At 34.7% G+C, this 20253-nt stretch carries 11 protein-coding genes; 7 read left to right on the top strand and 4 right to left on the bottom strand.

Features of this window, described 5'->3' with window-relative positions:
• From ACM55F_RS02025 to ACM55F_RS02055, 7 genes are all read left to right on the top strand, one after another.
• Positions 1–1610 (top strand): gliding motility-associated C-terminal domain-containing protein (locus ACM55F_RS02025; RefSeq protein ID WP_416852045.1); only part of this gene is annotated, 1610 nt, incomplete at its 5' end.
• A gap of 156 nt (positions 1611–1766) precedes the next feature.
• Positions 1767–2675, top strand: coding sequence for a PorP/SprF family type IX secretion system membrane protein (locus ACM55F_RS02030; protein ID WP_416852046.1), 909 nt, complete (start codon positions 1767–1769; stop codon positions 2673–2675).
• Positions 2676–2686: 11 nt separating this feature from the next.
• A complete protein-coding gene (locus tag ACM55F_RS02035; RefSeq protein WP_416852047.1) occupies positions 2687–4627 on the top strand; it encodes an OmpA family protein in 1941 nt (646 codons plus the stop codon).
• Between the two features lie 1537 nt (positions 4628–6164).
• Positions 6165–13799, top strand: coding sequence for an HYR-like domain-containing protein (locus ACM55F_RS02040; protein WP_416852048.1), 7635 nt, complete (start codon positions 6165–6167; stop codon positions 13797–13799).
• 156 nt (positions 13800–13955) lie between these two features.
• Positions 13956–14864, top strand: coding sequence for a PorP/SprF family type IX secretion system membrane protein (locus tag ACM55F_RS02045; RefSeq protein ID WP_416852049.1), 909 nt, complete (start codon positions 13956–13958; stop codon positions 14862–14864).
• An 11-nt stretch (positions 14865–14875) separates the two neighbouring features.
• Complete coding sequence (locus ACM55F_RS02050; protein ID WP_416852050.1) at positions 14876–15274, top strand: tetratricopeptide repeat protein; 399 nt, start codon at positions 14876–14878, stop codon at positions 15272–15274.
• Between the two features lie 42 nt (positions 15275–15316).
• Positions 15317–17254 carry an OmpA family protein gene (locus ACM55F_RS02055; RefSeq protein WP_416852051.1) on the top strand — a complete coding sequence of 646 codons (1938 nt, stop codon included), beginning with the start codon at positions 15317–15319 and terminating at the stop codon, positions 17252–17254.
• Between the two features lie 244 nt (positions 17255–17498).
• Here the strand turns inward: ACM55F_RS02055 and ACM55F_RS02060 are convergent, their stop codons facing one another.
• From ACM55F_RS02060 to ACM55F_RS02075, 4 genes are all read right to left on the bottom strand, one after another.
• Entirely contained in the window at positions 17499–18002 is a 504-nt protein-coding gene (locus ACM55F_RS02060) for a CAP domain-containing protein (RefSeq protein ID WP_416852052.1), read from the bottom strand.
• Between the two features lie 166 nt (positions 18003–18168).
• Positions 18169–18813 carry a pyridoxamine 5'-phosphate oxidase gene (gene pdxH, locus ACM55F_RS02065; protein ID WP_416852053.1) on the bottom strand — a complete coding sequence of 215 codons (645 nt, stop codon included), beginning with the start codon at positions 18811–18813 and terminating at the stop codon, positions 18169–18171.
• Positions 18814–18912: 99 nt separating this feature from the next.
• On the bottom strand, positions 18913–19818 hold the full coding sequence (locus ACM55F_RS02070; protein ID WP_416852054.1) for a ribonuclease Z: 906 nt from the start codon (positions 19816–19818) through the stop codon (positions 18913–18915).
• 98 nt (positions 19819–19916) lie between these two features.
• Complete coding sequence (locus tag ACM55F_RS02075; protein ID WP_416852055.1) at positions 19917–20249, bottom strand: ribonuclease Z; 333 nt, start codon at positions 20247–20249, stop codon at positions 19917–19919.
• Positions 20250–20253 lie beyond the last annotated feature (4 nt).

Genomic DNA, 20253 nt, shown 5'->3' on the forward strand with positions numbered 1-20253 from the left:
GGACTGCTACTGATTCTTGTGGTCTTACTACAACTCATACTCAAATTGTGACTGTTGAAGATACAACGGCTCCTGTATTTGTTGAAGCTTTACCAGCGAATGTTACTGTTCAATGTGGTGCTGTTCCAACTGCTGCTACACTAACCGCTACTGATAATTGTAGTGATGTAACTTTAACTTACGATCAAACAACTACTCCAGGATTATGTGCCAGTGCTTATACACTAACGCGTACTTGGACTGCTACTGATTCTTGTGGTCTTACTACAACTCATACTCAAATTGTGACTGTTGAAGATACAACGGCTCCTGTATTTGTTGAAGCTTTACCAGCGAATGTTACTGTTCAATGTGATGCTGTTCCAACTGCTGCTACGCTAACCGCTACTGATAATTGTAGTGATGCTACTGTGACTTACGAACAAACAACTACTCCAGGATTATGTGCCAGTGCTTATACACTAACGCGTACTTGGACTGCTAATGATTCTTGTGGTCTTACTACAACTCATACTCAAATTGTGACTGTTGAAGATACAACGGCTCCTGTATTTGTTGAAGCTTTACCAGTGAATGTTACTGTTCAATGTGATGCTGTTCCAACTGCTGCTACGCTAACCGCTACTGATAATTGTAGTGATGTAACTTTAACTTACGATCAAACAACTACTCCAGGATTATGTGCCGGTGCTTATACACTAACGCGTACTTGGACTGCTACTGATTCTTGTGGAAATGTTACTACGGCTATACAAGCAATCAATGTAATTGACACTACTAGTCCTACAACAACTACTGAATTCAATACAACAGTAAATGCTAATTGTAATGCAATTCCTGAGAAACCTGAACTTGTATTTGTAGACAATTGTTCTGTAGTTACAACAGCAGTATATACAGAAACAATTATTAACAAAACTGATAATTCCTATTCAATTGTTAGAAAATGGTCTGTTGCAGATACTTGTGGAAATGCATCTGAGTTTATTCAAATCATCAATGTTACTGTTCCTAATAGTATTGTCTCTATAAACGGTTCCGTTTGTAATAGCGGAGAAATTACAACCGCCAATCTAAGAGAGCTTTTACCACTAGGAACACCTACAAACGGAACTTGGATTGATGTAAATAATTCTGGTTCATTACAGGGTGACATTCTTAATGCTTCGGGACTTACTGGTGGAAATTATACATTTGAATATAAAATCGAAAATGCTTGCTCAGAAACTATAAGAATTATAATGGCTATAGATACTGATTGTGGCGGTATTGTATTAGCCTGTGGAACTGTATTAGTTCATAATGCCTTCTCACCAAATGGAGATGCAATCAATGAGGTATTTGTAATCGACAATATTGATGATACCGTTTGTTATCCAGAGAACACTGTTGAAATTTATAACCGTTGGGGTGTATTGGTTTTTGAAACCAAAGGATATAACAATACTGATAAAGCATTTAAAGGGTTCTCTGAAGGGAGAGCAACTGTTAGTGGATCGTCAGGATTACCTACCGGTACTTACTTTTACATCTTGAATTATACTTCGGTTGATAATGACGGAAAAATTTTAACGAATAAAAAAGACGGGTATTTATACCTTACTAAATAATGAAATGTATACCTGAGGCTTTTTGTCCTCAGGTATAATAACAACAATAAGAATAGCCCTATTTCACTAACTAATAACCGTTAGTAAATTTATCAACTGACCTGCCGGACTCTTACAAATGAGTTCGATAGATAATTTAAATAATAAATATCTACTATGAAAACAAAATTATTTTCTTTCGTTTTGATGTTTACAGCCATAGTAAGTTTTGCGCAACAAGACGCTCAATTTACTCAGTATATGTACAACACAATAAATATTAATCCCGCTTACGCAGGATCTAGAGGTGCCTTAAGTATTTTTGCATTACACCGTACACAATGGGTAGGTTTAGATGGAGCTCCTGTTACTAATGCTGTGTCTGTAAATACACCCCTTAACGGAAATAATTTAGGTTTGGGAGTATCTATTATAAATGATAAAATTGGGCCTACCACTGAAAATACGATTTCGGCTGATTTATCATACACGGTTCCTACTTCTGAAACGTTTAAACTATCTTTTGGAATCAAAGCAACTGCAAATCTTTTCGATTTGGATGTAACCCGATTAAATCCTGTTGACGATGATCCTAGCCTGCATGATTACAATAATAAATTCTCTCCAAATATTGGAGCTGGTGTTTATTTACATTCTGATAAGGCTTATATAGGGTTTTCAATACCCAATTTCATCGAAAGTAACCGTTATGATGATAATGAAGTGGCTATTTTTAAAGAGAAAATTAATTACTACTTAATTGCAGGTTATGTATTTGATTTAAACAATTCAATTAAATTTAAACCTGCCGTACTTTCTAAAATAGTTGAAGGCGCACCTCTTCAAGTGGACGTATCAGGGAATTTTATGTTTAACGATAAATTTGTTGTTGGGCTTGCCTACAGATGGAGTGCTGCGATGAGTGCTATGGTTGGATTTCAAGCTACTCAAGGGTTGTATATCGGATATGGATACGATCTTGAAAATACTAATTTAGATAATTATAATTCTGGTTCGCATGAAATTTTCCTGCGATATGAAATATTCAGAAATAACAAAAAAATTACAACTCCAAGATTCTTCTAAAAACAATTATTATGAAAAATAATATACTCTTTTACATAACAATAGTAAGTGTTTTTTCTATTAACATTTATTCCCAAAAAGCAAAATTGGCTACAGCCGATAAAAAGTATGACGGCTATGCTTATGTAGATGCCATCAAAACCTATGAAAGAGTTGCTGAAAAAGGATATAAATCAGCAGATCTGTTTAAAAAGTTAGGCAATGCCTATTACTTTAATGGGGAGCTTGATAAAGCCGCTAAATGGTATGGTGAATTATTTACTATGGATACCTCCAATCTAGAACCTGAATATTATTATCGTTATGCTCAATCTTTAAGATCAATCGATCAAAATGATAAAGCGAATGAAATGATGGAACTATTCAATCAAAAATCAGGAAACGATAGCAGAGCTAAACTGTTTAAAAAAGACACAAATTATTTAGAAGCTATAAAAGCGAATTCTGGAAGGTATAAAATTGAAGATGCCGGAATAAACTCTATGTATTCTGATTACGGAACAGCACTCTATTCAAATAAATTAGTTTTTGCTTCAGCAAGAGATACCGGAAGTCTTGGACAGAGAAAACACAAATGGACCAATCAGTATTTTACAAATTTATACACGGCTGATTTGGGGGAAGACCTTGCGCCTAGTACTCCGAAAAAGTTTGATGGAACTATAAATTCGAAGTTTCATGAATCTACACCTACTTTTACTAGTGATGGAAAAACCATGTATTTTACACGAAACAACTATCTGGATGGCAAAAAAGGAAAAGATGGAAATAAAATTACTTTAATAAAAATATACAAATCCACTTTAGAGAATGACAAATGGACAAATGTAACCGAACTGCCTTTTGACAGTGATAATTACAGTACAGCACATCCTGCTTTAAGTCCTGATGGAAAAACATTGTATTTTGCATCTGATATGCCTGGAACATTAGGCCAGTCTGATTTATTCAAAGTAAAGATAAATGAAGATGGTACTTTTGGAACCCCTGAAAATTTAGGGAATACAATTAATACCGAAGGAAGAGAAACATTCCCTTTTATTAATGATGAAAATGAAATTTACTTTGCATCAGATGGACATCCTGGACTTGGAGGATTAGATATCTTTATGTCTAAAATAAATGAAGATAGTTCTTTCAGTGAAGTTCAAAATGTAGGTGCTGATGTGAACTCTCCTAAAGATGATTTTGCTTATTTAATCGATACAAAATCAAGAAGAGGATTTTTTACTTCCAATAGAGATGGTGGTCAAGGCTATGACGATATTTATAAATTTTTGGAAACAAGAAGACTTATTTGCGAACAACTTCTTTATGGTGAAATTACCGATATAAAAACGGGAGAAATACTTGCTAATACAAAAATAACCTTATACGATAGTCAATTTAAGGTTGTCAATACTGCTACTTCAGATGAAAAAGGAAATTATAGCTTTACAGTTGAATGTGGAAAAACGTACAATGTAAGAGCTGAAAGACCAGAATACACAACCAAAGAAGAAAAAATCACTATCACTGCAACAACTGGAAAAACATATTTACCAATTGCATTAGAAAAAGAAATATGTAAAGTAGCTGTTGGTGATGATTTGGGTAAATGTTTTGGTATCAAAATGATTTATTTCGATTTAGACAAATCGAATATTAGACAAGAAGCAGCTTTAGATTTAGAAAAAATATTAGACGTTTTAAATCAAAATCCAACAATGAAAATTGACATACGTTCTCATACTGACAGCAGACAAACCTTCAAATACAATGAAGCATTATCTGAAAGAAGAGCAAAATCAACCATTAACTGGTTAGTTAAAAATGGCATTGATTCAAGCAGATTGGCAGGTAAAGGATATGGTGAAACTCAACTGGTAAATAAATGCGCTGATAACGTAATTTGTACCGAGGATGAACACCAACTTAATAGACGCAGCGAATTTATAATCACTGCACTATAAAATATAGCTTTATGTAAAAAATAGCTGATTTATATCAGTCCATAAAATCTTATGAACTAAGCCTCTGAAGTAAAACTTTGGAGGCTTTTTTATTTTAAATACAAAACTTTTAAATAACTATTAAATGTTAAAATTAATATAGATTTTGCAATCCCAAATCTTTATTATTTTTAAATTCAACTTTAAAAAAATTTTAAAAAAGATTATATCCATAATTCCTTTGTTATCATTTTTTAACTTCTTTTTAATAACTATTTTTTCTCTTCCTTAACTTTTTTTTACAAAACATTTTAAAATTATTAGGGCATAACTTATTTTACAACTAAATAAATGTTAAAATTTTTGCGTCAAAAATTGTTTTTTTTAATTAAAAATTACATTTCAACGAGTATTTTGGTTACTCGTAGAAAAAAAAAATCAATAGTATTAATTCTTTGTAACTTTGATTGTATATACTAATAGTCTGTTAAACATCTAAAAAACAGCTAATTATTTTACGAGGAAAAGATTCTTTAACCCCAAAAAAGAAAGCTTTCATCCCTGAAAAAATTTAGAAATACATCTAAATTTTTAGAATTTAATTTTGAAAGAATAGATTAACTATTGATTCAAAAAAGGGTTAATTAAAAATATACAGATTAAACTATATTTTAAATAGTTTAAAAAACAAAAAAAGATAATTGCCATACGAGAAAAAGATTCTTTAACCCCAAAAAAGAAGGCTTTTATACCGGGAAAAATTTAGAAATGCACCTAAATTTTAGATTTTGATTTTGAAACAATAGATCTACTGTTGCTTCAAAAATTGCTCTTAAAAAAGTAGAAGTTAAACTACATTTTAAAAATAGTAAAAAAAGATAGTTACTATACGAGGAAAAGATTCTTTAACCCCAAAAAAGAAGCCTTTTCTACTGAAAAAAAATTAGTAATATACCTAAATTTTAGATTTTTGATCATACGAGGAAAAGACTCTTTAACCCCAAATAAGAAGCTTTAATCCCTGAAAAAATTTAGAAACACATCTAAATTTTTAAACTTTTATTTAGAAATAAAAAATAATTAATTCAAATTATTATAGCAATGAAAACAGGCAAAAAAATAGCCCATTTTTGCTTTTATCAAATTTTAAAACATAAACCTCCCCAATACTATTTAGATATAATTAAATACCGCTATACCAGAAAAATAATACCCCAGAATCAATCAGTTTTATAACTAATAAATTAAAATTTGAGCGTATGAATTCAAAAATTACTTTCCATTTACTAGCTTTCTTATTGTTTGGTAGTACTCAATATTCTCAATTCAATGTACAAAAGTATTGGCATACACTATTTCAGTGTTTCAATCAAGATATTTTATATTATAGTCAAATAATAAACTACTTGAGTACCTATTCAATTAGTATTATTTCTAAGCTCTTTAGGCATGAAAGTGCAGCAAGAACTAACCATCCATCAAATTACATAACAACTTTCAAATATGAATTTTGCTATGTATAATCATTTCACTTTCTAACGATTTAAAACAAATCAATATGAAATCAATTTTTACTAATTCGACAAGACTATTTACTATTTTTTTATTAGTTTTTTTAAGTTTTCCAGCAGTAACACTTGCCCAAATAGGCCCTGGTATTGCACCCGTTAGTACGCCCACGGGTGGATTTAATATTGACGGAACACTACTAGCAAATTCAGCCACAGGAGATTGGGTCGATGGGACAGGCACTGGCGGTTTTACACTTAATAATTTAGGAGTTCCTTTAAATGCTGGAACTACCTATCATCTGTATGACCCATACAACACCTCTTCAGATAATATATTTGGAGGAGGTGATAAAGTAGGTGACAATCCAAACAGTTGGTCTTGGGTTACCGGTACAGCGAACGATAAAACCGATATGAACAATGCACTTATTCATTTAACTACCGATACAAATGGAAATGTATGGGTTGTTTTTGCGGCTGACCGTTTGAGCAATAGTGGTAATGCTTACGTGGATTTTGAATTCCTACAAGCACCTATGACTAAAACTGCTAGTGGATTTTCAACCTCAGCTCCAACCTCAACTGGAGGTCGGACGGAAGGAGATTTTTTACTAACTGTATATTTTGAAAGCGGAGTCGCCAAATTTGACATTCAAAGATGGGAGGAAACTTTCATTGGAAGTGGCGTTTGGGAATACAAAACTTATTTTACATCCCTCCCTATACCTACACCTCCAAATCCGTCATCAGTCTATGCAGCCGGAAATACAACCAATGTCCCTGTACCCTATCCTGCATTTGGCACCACTAGTTATATTCAGAACACATTTATAGAATCGGCAGTAAATTTATCAGTTGTTTTAGGGACAATCGACCCATGTACTAGCCTTAAAATAAAAACCATTTTTGTTAAATCTAAAACTTCTACATCGCCATCCGCAGCCATTAAGGATTTTTTTAACCCATTAGCTATTGATAACCTCACCCTTGGAAGTGCTGATGCTGGAGATGATGATAGTGTTTGTTCCGGATCATCCTATATGCTTCAAGGATCTGCTATACCTAGCAATGGATATCAAGTTATATCCAAAACTTGGTCTGTTTTAAGTGGTTCCGCTACCATAGCAGACCCAACAAATCTCAATTCAAATGTTAGCATCACTGGAAATTCTGCAACATTCCGACTTACAGTAGTAACAGGTCCAATAAGTGGCGCAGGATCGCAATGTACAGTATTTGATGATGTAACTATAACAGTTAATCAACCATCTATATGTTCCATTACAGGTCCAGATGGACCGTTATGCCCCTCCTCCACTTCTAATATTTATTCAGCCCCAGTAAGTGCTTCTTATGCATGGAGCATTTCAGGAAACGGGTCAATAGTTGGAAGTACAAATTCTCAAAGCGTTTCAATTACTGCAGGTTCCGGTTGTAATGCAACATTCTTGTTATCATTGATAATTACAGATGCAAATGGATGCATTTCAACTTGTACAAAAACAGTTACTGTCATCGATACTACAGTACCGCTAATAAGTACTGCTGCAACTACATTGAATCAGACCCTTCAATGTAACAATACTGCTGCTATAAACGCTGCGTTAGCCCAGACGCCAACAGCTACTGATAATTGTACGCTAACTCCAACCATACATTTAGTCAGTGATATAACCACTGCAGATGCAAATTGTAGCAACGCATATGTGAGAGTCCGTACTTGGAACTTTAGTGATGGCTGTGGAAATACCAGTGCCAACTTTGTGCAAACAATTACGGTTATCGATACTACAGCACCACTAATAAGCACTGCTGCAAGTAGTTTGAATCATATCCTCCAATGCAACAATACTGCTGCTATAAACGCTGCGTTAGCCCAGACGCCAACAGCTACTGATAATTGTACGCTAACTCCAACCATACATTTAGTCAGTGATATAACCACTGCAGATGCAAATTGTAGCAACGCATATGTGAGAGTCCGTACTTGGAACTTTAGTGATGGCTGTGGAAATACCAGTGCCAACTTTGTGCAAACAATTACGGTTATCGATACTACAGCACCACTAATAAGTACTGCTGCAACTACATTGAATCAGACCCTTCAATGCAACAATACTGCTGGTATAAACGCTGCATTAGCCCAAGCGCCTGCAGCTACTGATAATTGTACGCTAACTCCAACCATACATTTACTAAGTGATATAACCACTGCAGATGCAAATTGTACTAACGCGTATGTGAGAGCCCGTACTTGGAACTTTAGTGATGGCTGTGGAAATACCAGTGCCAACTTTGTGCAAACAATTACGGTTATCGATACTACAGCACCACTAATAAGTACTGCTGCAACTACATTGAATCAGACCCTTCAATGCAACAATACTGCTGGTATAAACGCTGCATTAGCCCAAGCGCCTGCAGCTACTGATAATTGTACGCTAACTCCAACCATACATTTACTAAGTGATATAACCACTGCAGATGCAAATTGCACTAACGCGTATGTGAGAGTCCGTACTTGGAACTTTAGTGATGGCTGTGGAAATACCAGTGCCAACTTTGTGCAAACAATTACGGTTATCGATACTACAGCACCACTAATAAGTACCGCTGCAACTACATTGAATCAGACCCTTCAATGCAACAATACTGCTGGTATAAACGCTGCATTAGCACAAGCGCCTGCAGCTACTGATAATTGTACGCTAACTCCAACCATACATTTGCTCAGTGATATAACCACTGCAGATGCCAATTGCACTAACGCATATGTTAGAGTCCGTACTTGGAACTTTAGTGATGGATGTGGAAATACCAGTGCCAACTTTGTGCAAACAATTACGGTTATCGATACTACAGCACCACTAATAAGTACCGCTGCAACTACATTGAATCAGACCCTTCAATGCAACAATACTGTTGGTATAAACGCTGCATTAGCCCAAGCGCCTGTAGCTACTGATAATTGTACTGTAGCTCCAACCATACATTTGATCAGTGATATAACCACTGCAGATGCAAATTGCACTAACGCATATGTGAGAGTCCGTACTTGGAACTTTAGTGATGGCTGTGGAAATACCAGTGCCAACTTTGTGCAAACAATTACGGTTATCGATACTACAGCACCACAAATAAGCACTGCTGCAAGTACATTGAATCATACCCTTCAATGCAGCAATACTGCTGGTATAAACGCTGCGTTAGCTGAAGTCCCTACAGCTACTGATAATTGTTCTCCAGCTCCAAGCATACATGTGGTCAGTGATGTAACGACCGTAGATGCAAATTGTACTAACGCCTATGTCAGAGTCCGTACTTGGAACTTTAGTGATGGTTGCGGAAATACCAGCGCCAACTTTGTGCAAACAATTACAGTAATTGATAACACTAAACCAACCTTCTCTGCTCCTGCAAACATCACAATTTTCAAAGATGCAAACTGTACCTATAATGGATCAGTGGGAATAACAGGAGATGTAACGGATGAAGCCGACAATTGCGACACTACTCTCAACGCAACATTCACTGATGCAACAGCAAACGGAACTTGTATAGGAGAACAAATCATTACGCGTACATGGAATTTGATTGATGACTGTGGTAACTCAACAACACACATGCAAACTATTACTGTTAAAGACAATACTGAACCAGTATTAACTGTCCCAGAAAATATAACTGTAGAATGCAATAATTTACCATCATCTGGAACGGTAGCAAACGCAACTGCAACAGATAATTGCGACCCCGCACCAATCGTAACTTATCTTGGTGAAGAACGTATCGATGGTAATTGCGTAAGTAATTATACTTTAAAAAGAACTTGGAAGGCAGAAGATGCTTGTGGAAATTCAGCAACGAAATCTCAAACAATAAAAGTTCAAGACACTACACCTCCTACTTTTACACCCCCTGCTAACATAACACTAATTAGTGATGAAAATTGTTTTGCTGATATTAGTACAGCTTCAACTGGAAAAGTAACAAATATCCAAGATAACTGCGATTCCAATGCAACAGCTACATTTGTAGACTTTAATTGTTTTGGAAACTCAGATTATACAGCCATAAATACTGGAACTGGTAATTATTTCCCATTCACTATCTCAGGTTTTGATGATTTAACGGCTAATAATATCGAAAAGCTTACTTTAGAATTTGAAGCAAACCAAGGAAAAGGCAGAGTCGAATTTACTTTAGTCTCACCAAGCGGTCAAGGTATTGTTTTAGTTGCTCCCTATTGTTCTGGTGGAAATTGTGATACCGCATCACCAAGTAATCCAGAATTATACCTACCTGTATTTTATCCCAATAGTGCTGCTTATCCTAAATGGGATAACAATAATCCTATACCGACTGATGTTATTCAAAACTTTACCCCCTACGGAGCCCTTTCTTCTACAAATACTATCACTGGTTTAAATTCATATGTATCCAGTTTTGAAGAACTTACCGGTAGTATGAATGGGGATTGGTTTATTTATGCAAGAAAAAATGGAACGGAACTTGGTACTGTTCATTTCAAAAAGGTTTGTTTAACGCCTGTTAATTTATGTCTAAATAATAAAGTAGTTGTACGACACTGGTCTGTTAGTGATACTTGTGAAAATACGGTTGGATTTAATCAGGTAATTAAAATAGTTGATAAAACTGGGCCAACTTGGATTACGGAAGCTTCAGCTTTAAATACTACTATAGAATGTCTTGATGATGAAGCTTTGACTACTGCTCAGGCAATGTTTCCAGTAGCTAAAGACAATTGCGATACTGATGTAACCAATATTTTCAAAAATTGGGGTCTATTTATACCTTCTGAAGGTTGTGCCAGTGCTGGTACTTATACTAATACTTGGACTGTAAAAGACGATTGTGGCAACCCTTCGTTAGTCTTTACTCAAGTAATCACTATTGAGGATACTACAAAACCTGTTATTACTGTTACAGCTTCCAATTTAACCGTTGAATGTGATGGTCAAGGAAATCAAAATTCCATTGCGGATTGGTTAGCCAATAACGGAGGAGCAAGCGCTTCTGATAATTGTTCTGCTGTAACCTGGTCCAATGACTTTAATGCACTTGCAAACGATTGTTCGGCGGAAGTACCAGTAATTTTTACAGCAAAAGATGCATGTGGAAATACTTCTTCAACTTCAGCTACATTTAAAGTGCAAGACAGTACTAATCCGATAGCTCCAATAGCTCCTGACGCGGTAACTGTGGCTTGCGTTGCGGATGTTCCAATAATGACTTCACTTACCGCTACTGATAATTGCGCTGGTGAAATAATTGCTCAAGGGATTGATACTATTGTTCAGGGTGACTGTATTAACTCGTTTGTTATTACCAGAACTTGGACTTTTACTGATGCTTGCAGCAATTCATCTTCTACTTCACAAACTATTAACGTGATTGATAACACTGCACCTGTTATTGCAGCACTTCCAGAAGAGTCAACTATCTCTTGTCCTACAATGCCTGAGTTCACAACAGCTATTGCGACGGATAATTGTGGTTCTGATGTTAAATTGACTTTTGCAGATGTAACCACTACTGGTGCATGTGCCGGTTCGTATGCTGTAACTAGAACTTGGACAGCAACCGACGCTTGTGGAAATGCCTCAACAGCTTCACAAACTATCAATGTTCAGGATATAACTGCTCCAGTTATTACTGTATTGCCTGAAGCTTCCACTATATCTTGTCCTGCAGTACCTGAGTTCGCTCAAGCTTCTGCAACTGATGCGTGTGGTTCTGATTTCCAATTGACTTTTGTAGATGTCACTACAAATGGTCAATGTGCCGGCTCCTATTCTGTAACAAGAACTTGGACCGCAACTGATTCGTGTGGAAACGACGCAACAGCTTCTCAAACTATCAATGTTCAAGATATTGCTGCTCCGGTTATCGCTACATTGCCTGAAGCTTCAACTGTATCTTGTCCTGCAATACCTGAGTTTGCTCAAGCTTCTGCAACTGATGGATGTGGTTCTGATTTCCAATTGACTTTTATAGATGTTACTACAAATGGTCAATGTGCCGGTTCGTATTCAGTAACTAGAACTTGGACTGTTACCGATACTTGTGGAAATGCCGCTACAGCTACACAAACTATTAATGTTCAAGATACAAATGCTCCGATTTTCGCTGCATTGCCTGAAGCTTCAACTATATCTTGTCCTGCAGTACCTGAGTTCGTTCAAGCTTCTGCTACTGACGGATGTGGTTCGGCTGTTACTTTGACTTTTACAGATGTAACTACAAATGGTGCGTGTGCAAGTTCCTATTCTGTAACCAGAACCTGGACTGCTACCGATGCTTGTGCAAATAGCGCTACAGCTTCTCAAACCATTAACGTAATTGATATAACTGCTCCGGTAATCGCTGCATTACCTGTAGTTTCAACCATCTCTTGTCCTGCAGTACCTGCGTTCGCTACTACTACCGCTACGGATAATTGTGATCTTGCTGTAACTTTGACTTTTGCTGATGTAACCATAAATAATCAATGTGCCAGTTCCTATTCTGTAACCAGAACTTGGACCGCTACCGATGCCTGTGGAAATGCTTCAACAGCTACTCAAACCATTAACGTAACTGATACAACTGCTCCAGTTATCGCTGTATTGCCTGAGGCATCAACTATATCTTGTCCTGCAACACCTGAGTTCGCTCAAGCCATTGCTACTGATGAGTGTGGTTCGGCTGTAACTTTGACTTTTGCAGATGTAACTACAAATGGTCAATGTGCAGGTTCCTATTCTGTAACAAGAACGTGGACCGCAACCGATGCTTGTGGAAATGCTTCAACAGCTGCACAAACAATTAGCATTCAAGATACAACTGGTCCTACAACGACAACCGAGTTTAGTGCAACCATAGATGTTGGTTGTGATGCAATTCCTGCCAAACCGGAACTTGTATTTGTAGACAATTGCTCCGCAGTTTCTCCTGCAGTATTTACAGAGAATATTATTAACAGAACCCAAAATTCTTACTCAATAGTTAGGGAATGGAATGTTGCTGATGCTTGCGGAAATCCATCAAAATTTGTTCAAATATTAAATATAACTGTTGCCAATGGTGGAGTAGCGATAGTAAGTTCTGCCTGTAATGCCGACTCATCAATCGTTGATCTAAATAGTTTACTACCTCAGGGTACCTCTACAAACGGAACATGGACTTGGACAGATGCCGTTAGTGCGAGTGCATTACAAGGCAGTATATTCTCCCCTCTAGACATTCCTGTTGGTGACTATGTTTTTGAATATAAAATCAGTGGTGGGGATTGCCCTCTAAGCTTAATAGTAAATATGAATGTAAACTTTGATTGCAAAGTGCTGGGATGTGGAATAATATTAGTTCACAATGCCTTTTCACCAAACGGAGATGGAATCAATGAAAATTTCATAATCGATAATATCGATGATAGTATCTGTTACCCGGATAACACCGTTGAAATTTACAATCGTTGGGGTGTATTGGTTTTTGAAACTAACGGTTATAACAATACAAGTAAAGTGTTCAAAGGTATCTCTGAAGGTAGATCAACCATTAGTCAATCTTCTGGTTTACCTACCGGTACCTACTATTATATCTTGAATTACACTTCATTTGATAGCACCGGAAACACACTAACCAATAAAAAAGACGGGTATTTATACCTTACTAAAAACTAAATTTTATTACCTGAGGACTTTATTGTCCTCAGGTTTAATAATGAGTATAGCAATAGCCCTATTTCCTGAATGATAAACAGTAATCCAATTTATCAACTGACCTGCCGGATTCTTATAAATGAGTTCGATAGATAATTAAAATAATAAATAGCTACTATGAAAACAAAACTATTTTCTATCGTTTTGATGTTTACAGCCATTGTAAGTTTTGCCCAACAAGATGCTCAATTTACGCAATACATGTACAACACAATAAATATCAATCCTGCTTATGCAGGATCTAGAGGTGCCTTAAGTATTTTTGCATTACATCGTACGCAATGGGTAGGACTCGATGGAGCTCCAGTTACAAACGCTGTCTCCATGAATACGCCATTAAACGCAAATAATTTAGGATTGGGAGTATCGATTATAAATGATAAAATTGGGCCTACCCATGAGAACACCATCTCGGCTGATTTATCTTATACCATTCCAACTTCTGAGACTTTTAAGCTTTCTTTTGGAATTAAAGCAACTGCGAATCTTTTCGATTTGGATGTAACCCGATTAAATCCTGTTGATGATGATCCTAGCCTACATGATTACAATAATAAATTCTCACCAAATATCGGTGCCGGTGTATATTTACATTCAAATAAGGCTTATGTGGGGTTTTCCGTTCCTAATTTTATAGAAAACAATCGTTATGATGATAATGAAGTGGCTATTTTTAAAGAAAAAATTAATTACTACTTGATTGCAGGGTACGTATTTGATTTGAATAATTCTATTAAATTCAAACCTGCAGTTCTAACCAAAATGGTTGAAGGTGCGCCGCTTCAAGTAGATGTATCCGGGAATTTTATGTTCAGTGAAAAATTTGTTATAGGACTTGCTTATAGATGGAGCGCTGCGATGAGTGCAATGGTTGGTTTTCAAGCTACTGAAGGTTTGTATATAGGATACGGTTATGACCTTGAAACGACTAATTTAGACAACTATAATTCCGGTTCGCACGAAATTTTCCTGCGATATGAATTATTCAGAAATAACAACAAAATAACAACTCCAAGATTCTTCTAAAAACAAGTATTATGAAAAACTACATATTCCTTTACATAACACTAGTGGCTATTTTTTCTTTTAAAGGATATCCTCAAAATTCAAAATTTTATGTAACTGATAAAATAAGTGACAAATATGCCTATGTAGATGTAATAAAAACTTATGAAAGGGTCGCAGAAAAAGGTTATAAATCAGTAGATCTATTTAAAAAAATAGGAGATTCTTATTTTTTTAACACAGAGTTGGAAAAAGCAGCTGAATGGTATTGTGAATTATTTGCAATGAATACCAACGATTTAGAACCGGAATATTATCATCAATATGCTACATCTTTGAAATTTATTGGTCAACATGATAAAGCCAATGAAATACTAGAGAAATTAAAACAAAAATCGAAGGTTATAGCAAAGACAAAAAATCAAAAATAAAGATAGAATCACAACACCGAAATTCTTTTAAAAACAATTATTATGAAAAATAATCTACTCCTTTACATAACAGTAGTAAGTGTTTTTTCTTTTAACATTTATTCCCAAAAAGCAAGAGTAACTATAGCTGATCAAAAATATGACAACTATGCTTATGTAGATGCCATAAAAACCTATGAGAGGGTTGCCGAAAAAGGATACAAATCAGCTGATATGTTTAAAAAATTAGGTAATGCCTATTATTTTAATGCGGAACTGGACAAAGCTGCTAGATGGTATGGTGAATTATTTGCCTTGGATACCACCAATTTAGAACCGGAATATTATTACCGTTATGCGCAGTCTTTGAGATCAATTGGCGAAAATGATAAGGCTAATGAGATGTTAGAGCTATTTAATCAAAAAGCGGGAAATGATATGCGAGGAAAACTTTTCAAAAAAAACACCAATTACTTAGAAGCCATAAAAGCTAATTCTGGAAGATACCAAGTGGAAGATGCGGGTGTTAACTCGAAATATTCCGATTATGGAACAGCACTATATTCAAACAAAATAGTATTCGCCTCAGCAAGAGACACCGGAAGCTTAGGACACCGAAAACACAAATGGACCAATCAGTATTTTACAAATTTATACACTGCCGATTTAGGAGATAACATGACTCCAACGGCAGCTCAAAAGTTTGATAAAAATATAAATTCAAAGTTCCACGAATCTACACCTGCTTTTACAAAAGATGGAAAAACCATGTATTTTACCCGAAACAACTATATTGATGGTAAAAAAGGAAAAGATGGAAATAATATCACTTTAATAAAAATATACAAAGCCACTTTAGAAAATGACAAATGGTCAAATATAACTGAACTTCCTTTTGACAGTGACAATTACAGTACGGCACATCCTGCCTTAAGTCCGGATGAAAAGACATTATATTTTGCTTCTGATATGCCGGGAACAATAGGCCAATCAGATTTGTTTAAAGTGAAAATAAATGATGATGGTAGTTTTGGTACACCTGAAAACTTAGGAAATGCAATCAATACAGAAGGAAGAGAAACTTTTCCGTTTGTAAATGAAAGTGAAATCTATTTTGCCTCAGACGGTCATCCTGGTATGGGAGGATTGGATGTTTTTATGTCCAAGATAAATGAAGACGGCGCTTTCAGTGAAGTCCAAAATGTAGGTGCAGATGTCAATTCTCCTAAAGATGATTTTGCATATTTAATTGATACAAAATCGAGAAGAGGATTTTTTACTTCAAACAGAGATGGTGGTCAAGGCTATGATGATATTTATAAATTTTTAGAAACGAAAAGGCTAATTTGTGAACAACTTTTATATGGTGAGATAACGGATTTAACTACTGCAGAATTATTGCCAAATACTAAAATAACCTTATATGACCGCCAATTTAATTTGGTCAGTACAACTACTTCGGATGAAAAAGGAAATTACTCTTTTACTGTCGAATGTGGAAAAACCTACAATGTAAGAGCTGAAAAAACAGAATACACCACCAAAGAGCAAAAAATAACTATTGCTTCAGAAGATGGGAAAACCTATTTACCAATCACATTGGAAAAAGCAAAATGTAAAGTAACCATTGGCGATGATTTAGGTAAATGCTTTGGCATTAAAATGATTTACTTTGATTTTGACAAATCTAATATTAGAGTAGAGGCGGCTTTAGATCTAGAAAAGATATTGGATGTTCTTAATCAATATCCAACTATGAAGCTTGATATACGCTCCCATACAGATAGTCGTGGAACCTTTGAGTACAATGAAGCACTATCAGACAGAAGAGCCAAATCCACTATAAACTGGCTAATCAAAAATGGAGTTGATTCAAGTAGATTGATAGGTAAAGGTTATGGAGAAAATCAACTCGTAAACAATTGTTCTGACGAGGTAGAATGTACTGAGGATGAACACCAATTAAACAGACGCAGCGAATTTATAATTACTGCACTGTAATTATTAAAAGCTAAAGAAGCTATATTTTTCGGCAGCTTCTTTTAAGATGATTCACAATAATATAGAAAAGCCTAATGAAAGTGATTTCATTAGGCTTTTCTATATTATTAAACATTAAAGTTATGTGTTTTTAAAACATTATGCAGTTTAGTTCTTTTTAGGTTTCTAATACTCTTAAAATATAAGAGGCTGTCTTTTGGGGGGAAGACAGCCTCTAAATTCCAAAAAAAAACAAAAAATTAACTTATATTTTTGCAAAGATATTTGTGTAATATTTTTTACCTGTCGCTGGATCCTCTTTAATTGCAATTCCAAAATGAGTAAAATTACCTTCAATATTTTCTTTATGTCCTGGACTAGCCAACCAAGCATTCAAAACTGCCTGAGGTGTACTATAATTGTAAGCAATATTCTCGCTAACAGTTTTAGCACCCAAAGTTTTCATAATATTTTCAGAGCGAGCAACAAAATCATTATGATTAACTACATTATTAGCAATCATATAGTTATCATGCTCTTCTGACTTATAAGACATGTGATTAATTTTTTCTAAAGGATTTAACCCAATACTTACTCTATAGGAATTTATCAAATCCATCGTTTCTATTTCGATAGCATTATAAGAATAATTAACTACCTTTTGTGATGTTGTATCTACTACTGGTGCATCAGAAGCATCAGAAGAACAAGAATTCATAGTGCATATCACAGCCACGAGCAATAATGCGCGAAGTAATTTTATTTTCATAATAGTAGTAGTTTAAGTTTAAAGTAGATTGTGGGGCAAACTTCTTTAAGGTATTTACAAATATTGTTCTTTATTATATTTTAAAACTACATATTTTATCGCTAAACTACCAAATAAAATCGATAAACTACATCATAAAAATAATTAAATATATAATTTTCTTACATTAAGGGGATAATCGTTCAATTTTCCAAGAGAAATCTTCTTGACTTGTGTATCTGATTCTATCATGCAATCTGTTAGGTCTTCCTTGCCAAAATTCAACTTCTAAAGGAGTTACCAAAAAACCTCCCCAATGCTTCGGTCTTGGAATAACCATACTATCATAATCTTTTTCTAATTGTTTTAGATTTTCCTCTAAATATGCTCGCGAGGGTACTACCTCACTTTGGTTTGATACTATCGCTCCCAATTTACTTCCGTCAGGTCTGGAATCAAAATAATTATCTGAAATGGTTTCAGTAGTTTTCTGTGCAATACCTTTTATAATAACTTGACGTTCCATGGTATGCCAAAAGAAAGAAAGACATATTTTAGGATTATTATCAATAGCCTTACCCTTTTCTGAATTATAATTGGTATAAAAAATAAATCCTTCTTCATTAAATTTTTTCAATAAAACAACTCTAGACTTTGGAAAGCCATCCAAACCAATTGTAGAGACAGTCATTGTATTAACTTCTTCGGTACCTCCCAAATCCTCTGCTTCATGAAACCATCTATTAAATAGGTTTATTGGATCTTCTGGAATATTGGACTCTAATAGTTCACTCTTTTCGTAGGATTTTCTGTAGTTGCTTAAGTCGCTCATTTTTTTATTTTTAAGATTGTTCGATTTTAAGATTATTCAGAATCGATAATCTTAAAAATACAAGTGCCAATTTTATATGTTGTAGATTATAATCTTTTTTTAAAACTCAAAAATTTTTCCGTCATCGGCTAAAAGAACCTCTGAGAAAATAGTTTCAGCTTCTTCCTTAAATAGTTCGATACTATCGTATCGGGTAGAATAATGTCCTAAAATTAATTGCTTCACATTAGATTTCAAAGCAATCATTGCCGCTTCTTTTGCAGTGGAATGCAATGTTTTTTTAGCCAGATTTTCTTCTGATTGCAAGAAAGTAGATTCATGGTATAAAACGTCTACATTTTCAATAAATGGTATCATTAATTCATTATAAACTGTATCGGAGCAAAAAGCATAATTCTTTGCGGGTATGGGGTCAAAAGTTAATTTATCGTTTTCAATGACTCTTCCGTCTTCAAGAGTAATGTCTTTCCCATTTTTTATTTTCTGATAATAACAGGTATCAATTTCATAATTTTGAACGGCATCCAGATTAAGTTTTCGCTCTCCTATCTTTTCTTGGAACAAAAAACCATTGGTATAAATACGATGTTTTAATGGAATGGTTTTCACCAAAACCTTTTCATCTTCAAAAATCACTTCGCTGTCAACCGATTCTAATTCATGAAAAAACAGACCATAATTTGTCCAGGAATTAGACAATCTCAATTGTAACTTGATGATTTCTTTAATTCCTTTTGGACCATAAATATGCAAATCAGTCGTTCTGTTTAGTAAGGTGAAAGTAGACACTAAACCTACTAATCCAAAGAAATGATCTCCATGTAAATGCGAAATAAAAATATGATTAATCTTAGAAAATCGGATTTTGTTTTTGCGCAATTGCACTTGGGTTCCTTCTGCACAATCAATCAGAAAAAGTCTGTTTTTTATTTCTAAAATCTGTGAAGTAGGATTAGTAAATGTCCGAGGAGTTGCTGCGTAGCAACCAAGTATTGTTAATTTCAATTTTTTGTGTATTCGGTTATTTGGTTAACCGGTTAATCGGTTATTACGTATTTGGTTAAATCAATTAAACGGTTAAACAAATAACCGAATACACTAATTTAAAAACCTAATTCTCTTTCAATCTCTTCCATTTCTATAATATCATGCGCTTCTAATAAGGAAGGCACAACAGTTAATTTGTCAGGAACTGCATTATAATCAAAATCTGAGGCTACAATAACAAATGACTTTTTACCTTTTTTGTGTTGTTTTGATAATGGTAAAAATAACTTTATACTATTTATAGGTAAATCTTTGTAAAACAAAAGATCAATAATCAAGTTGTGTTTTTCAAATGTTTTGTATTGGTGGGTTACCTTCATCAAAAAAGAGGTAAAATCACCTTGTGTATCTTTAATTGTAATCGTGTGGCCTTTTTGATCTACTTTCATTTTT

It is taken from the genome of Flavobacterium melibiosi, from assembly GCF_048158545.1.
Taxonomy (GTDB): Bacteria; Bacteroidota; Bacteroidia; order Flavobacteriales; family Flavobacteriaceae; genus Flavobacterium; species Flavobacterium melibiosi.

Excerpts from the sequence above, each read along its gene's own strand:
- ACM55F_RS02030 (WP_416852046.1), top strand. The coding sequence starts at position 1,767 with ATGAAAACAAAATTATTTTCTTTCGTTTTGATGTTTACAGCCATAGTA.
- ACM55F_RS02035 (WP_416852047.1), top strand. The coding sequence starts at position 2,687 with ATGAAAAATAATATACTCTTTTACATAACAATAGTAAGTGTTTTTTCT.
- ACM55F_RS02040 (WP_416852048.1), top strand. The coding sequence starts at position 6,165 with ATGAAATCAATTTTTACTAATTCGACAAGACTATTTACTATTTTTTTA.
- ACM55F_RS02045 (WP_416852049.1), top strand. The coding sequence starts at position 13,956 with ATGAAAACAAAACTATTTTCTATCGTTTTGATGTTTACAGCCATTGTA.
- ACM55F_RS02050 (WP_416852050.1), top strand. The coding sequence starts at position 14,876 with ATGAAAAACTACATATTCCTTTACATAACACTAGTGGCTATTTTTTCT.
- ACM55F_RS02055 (WP_416852051.1), top strand. The coding sequence starts at position 15,317 with ATGAAAAATAATCTACTCCTTTACATAACAGTAGTAAGTGTTTTTTCT.
- ACM55F_RS02060 (WP_416852052.1), bottom strand. The coding sequence starts at position 18,002 with ATGAAAATAAAATTACTTCGCGCATTATTGCTCGTGGCTGTGATATGC.
- pdxH (WP_416852053.1), bottom strand. The coding sequence starts at position 18,813 with ATGAGCGACTTAAGCAACTACAGAAAATCCTACGAAAAGAGTGAACTA.
- ACM55F_RS02075 (WP_416852055.1), bottom strand. The coding sequence starts at position 20,249 with ATGAAAGTAGATCAAAAAGGCCACACGATTACAATTAAAGATACACAA.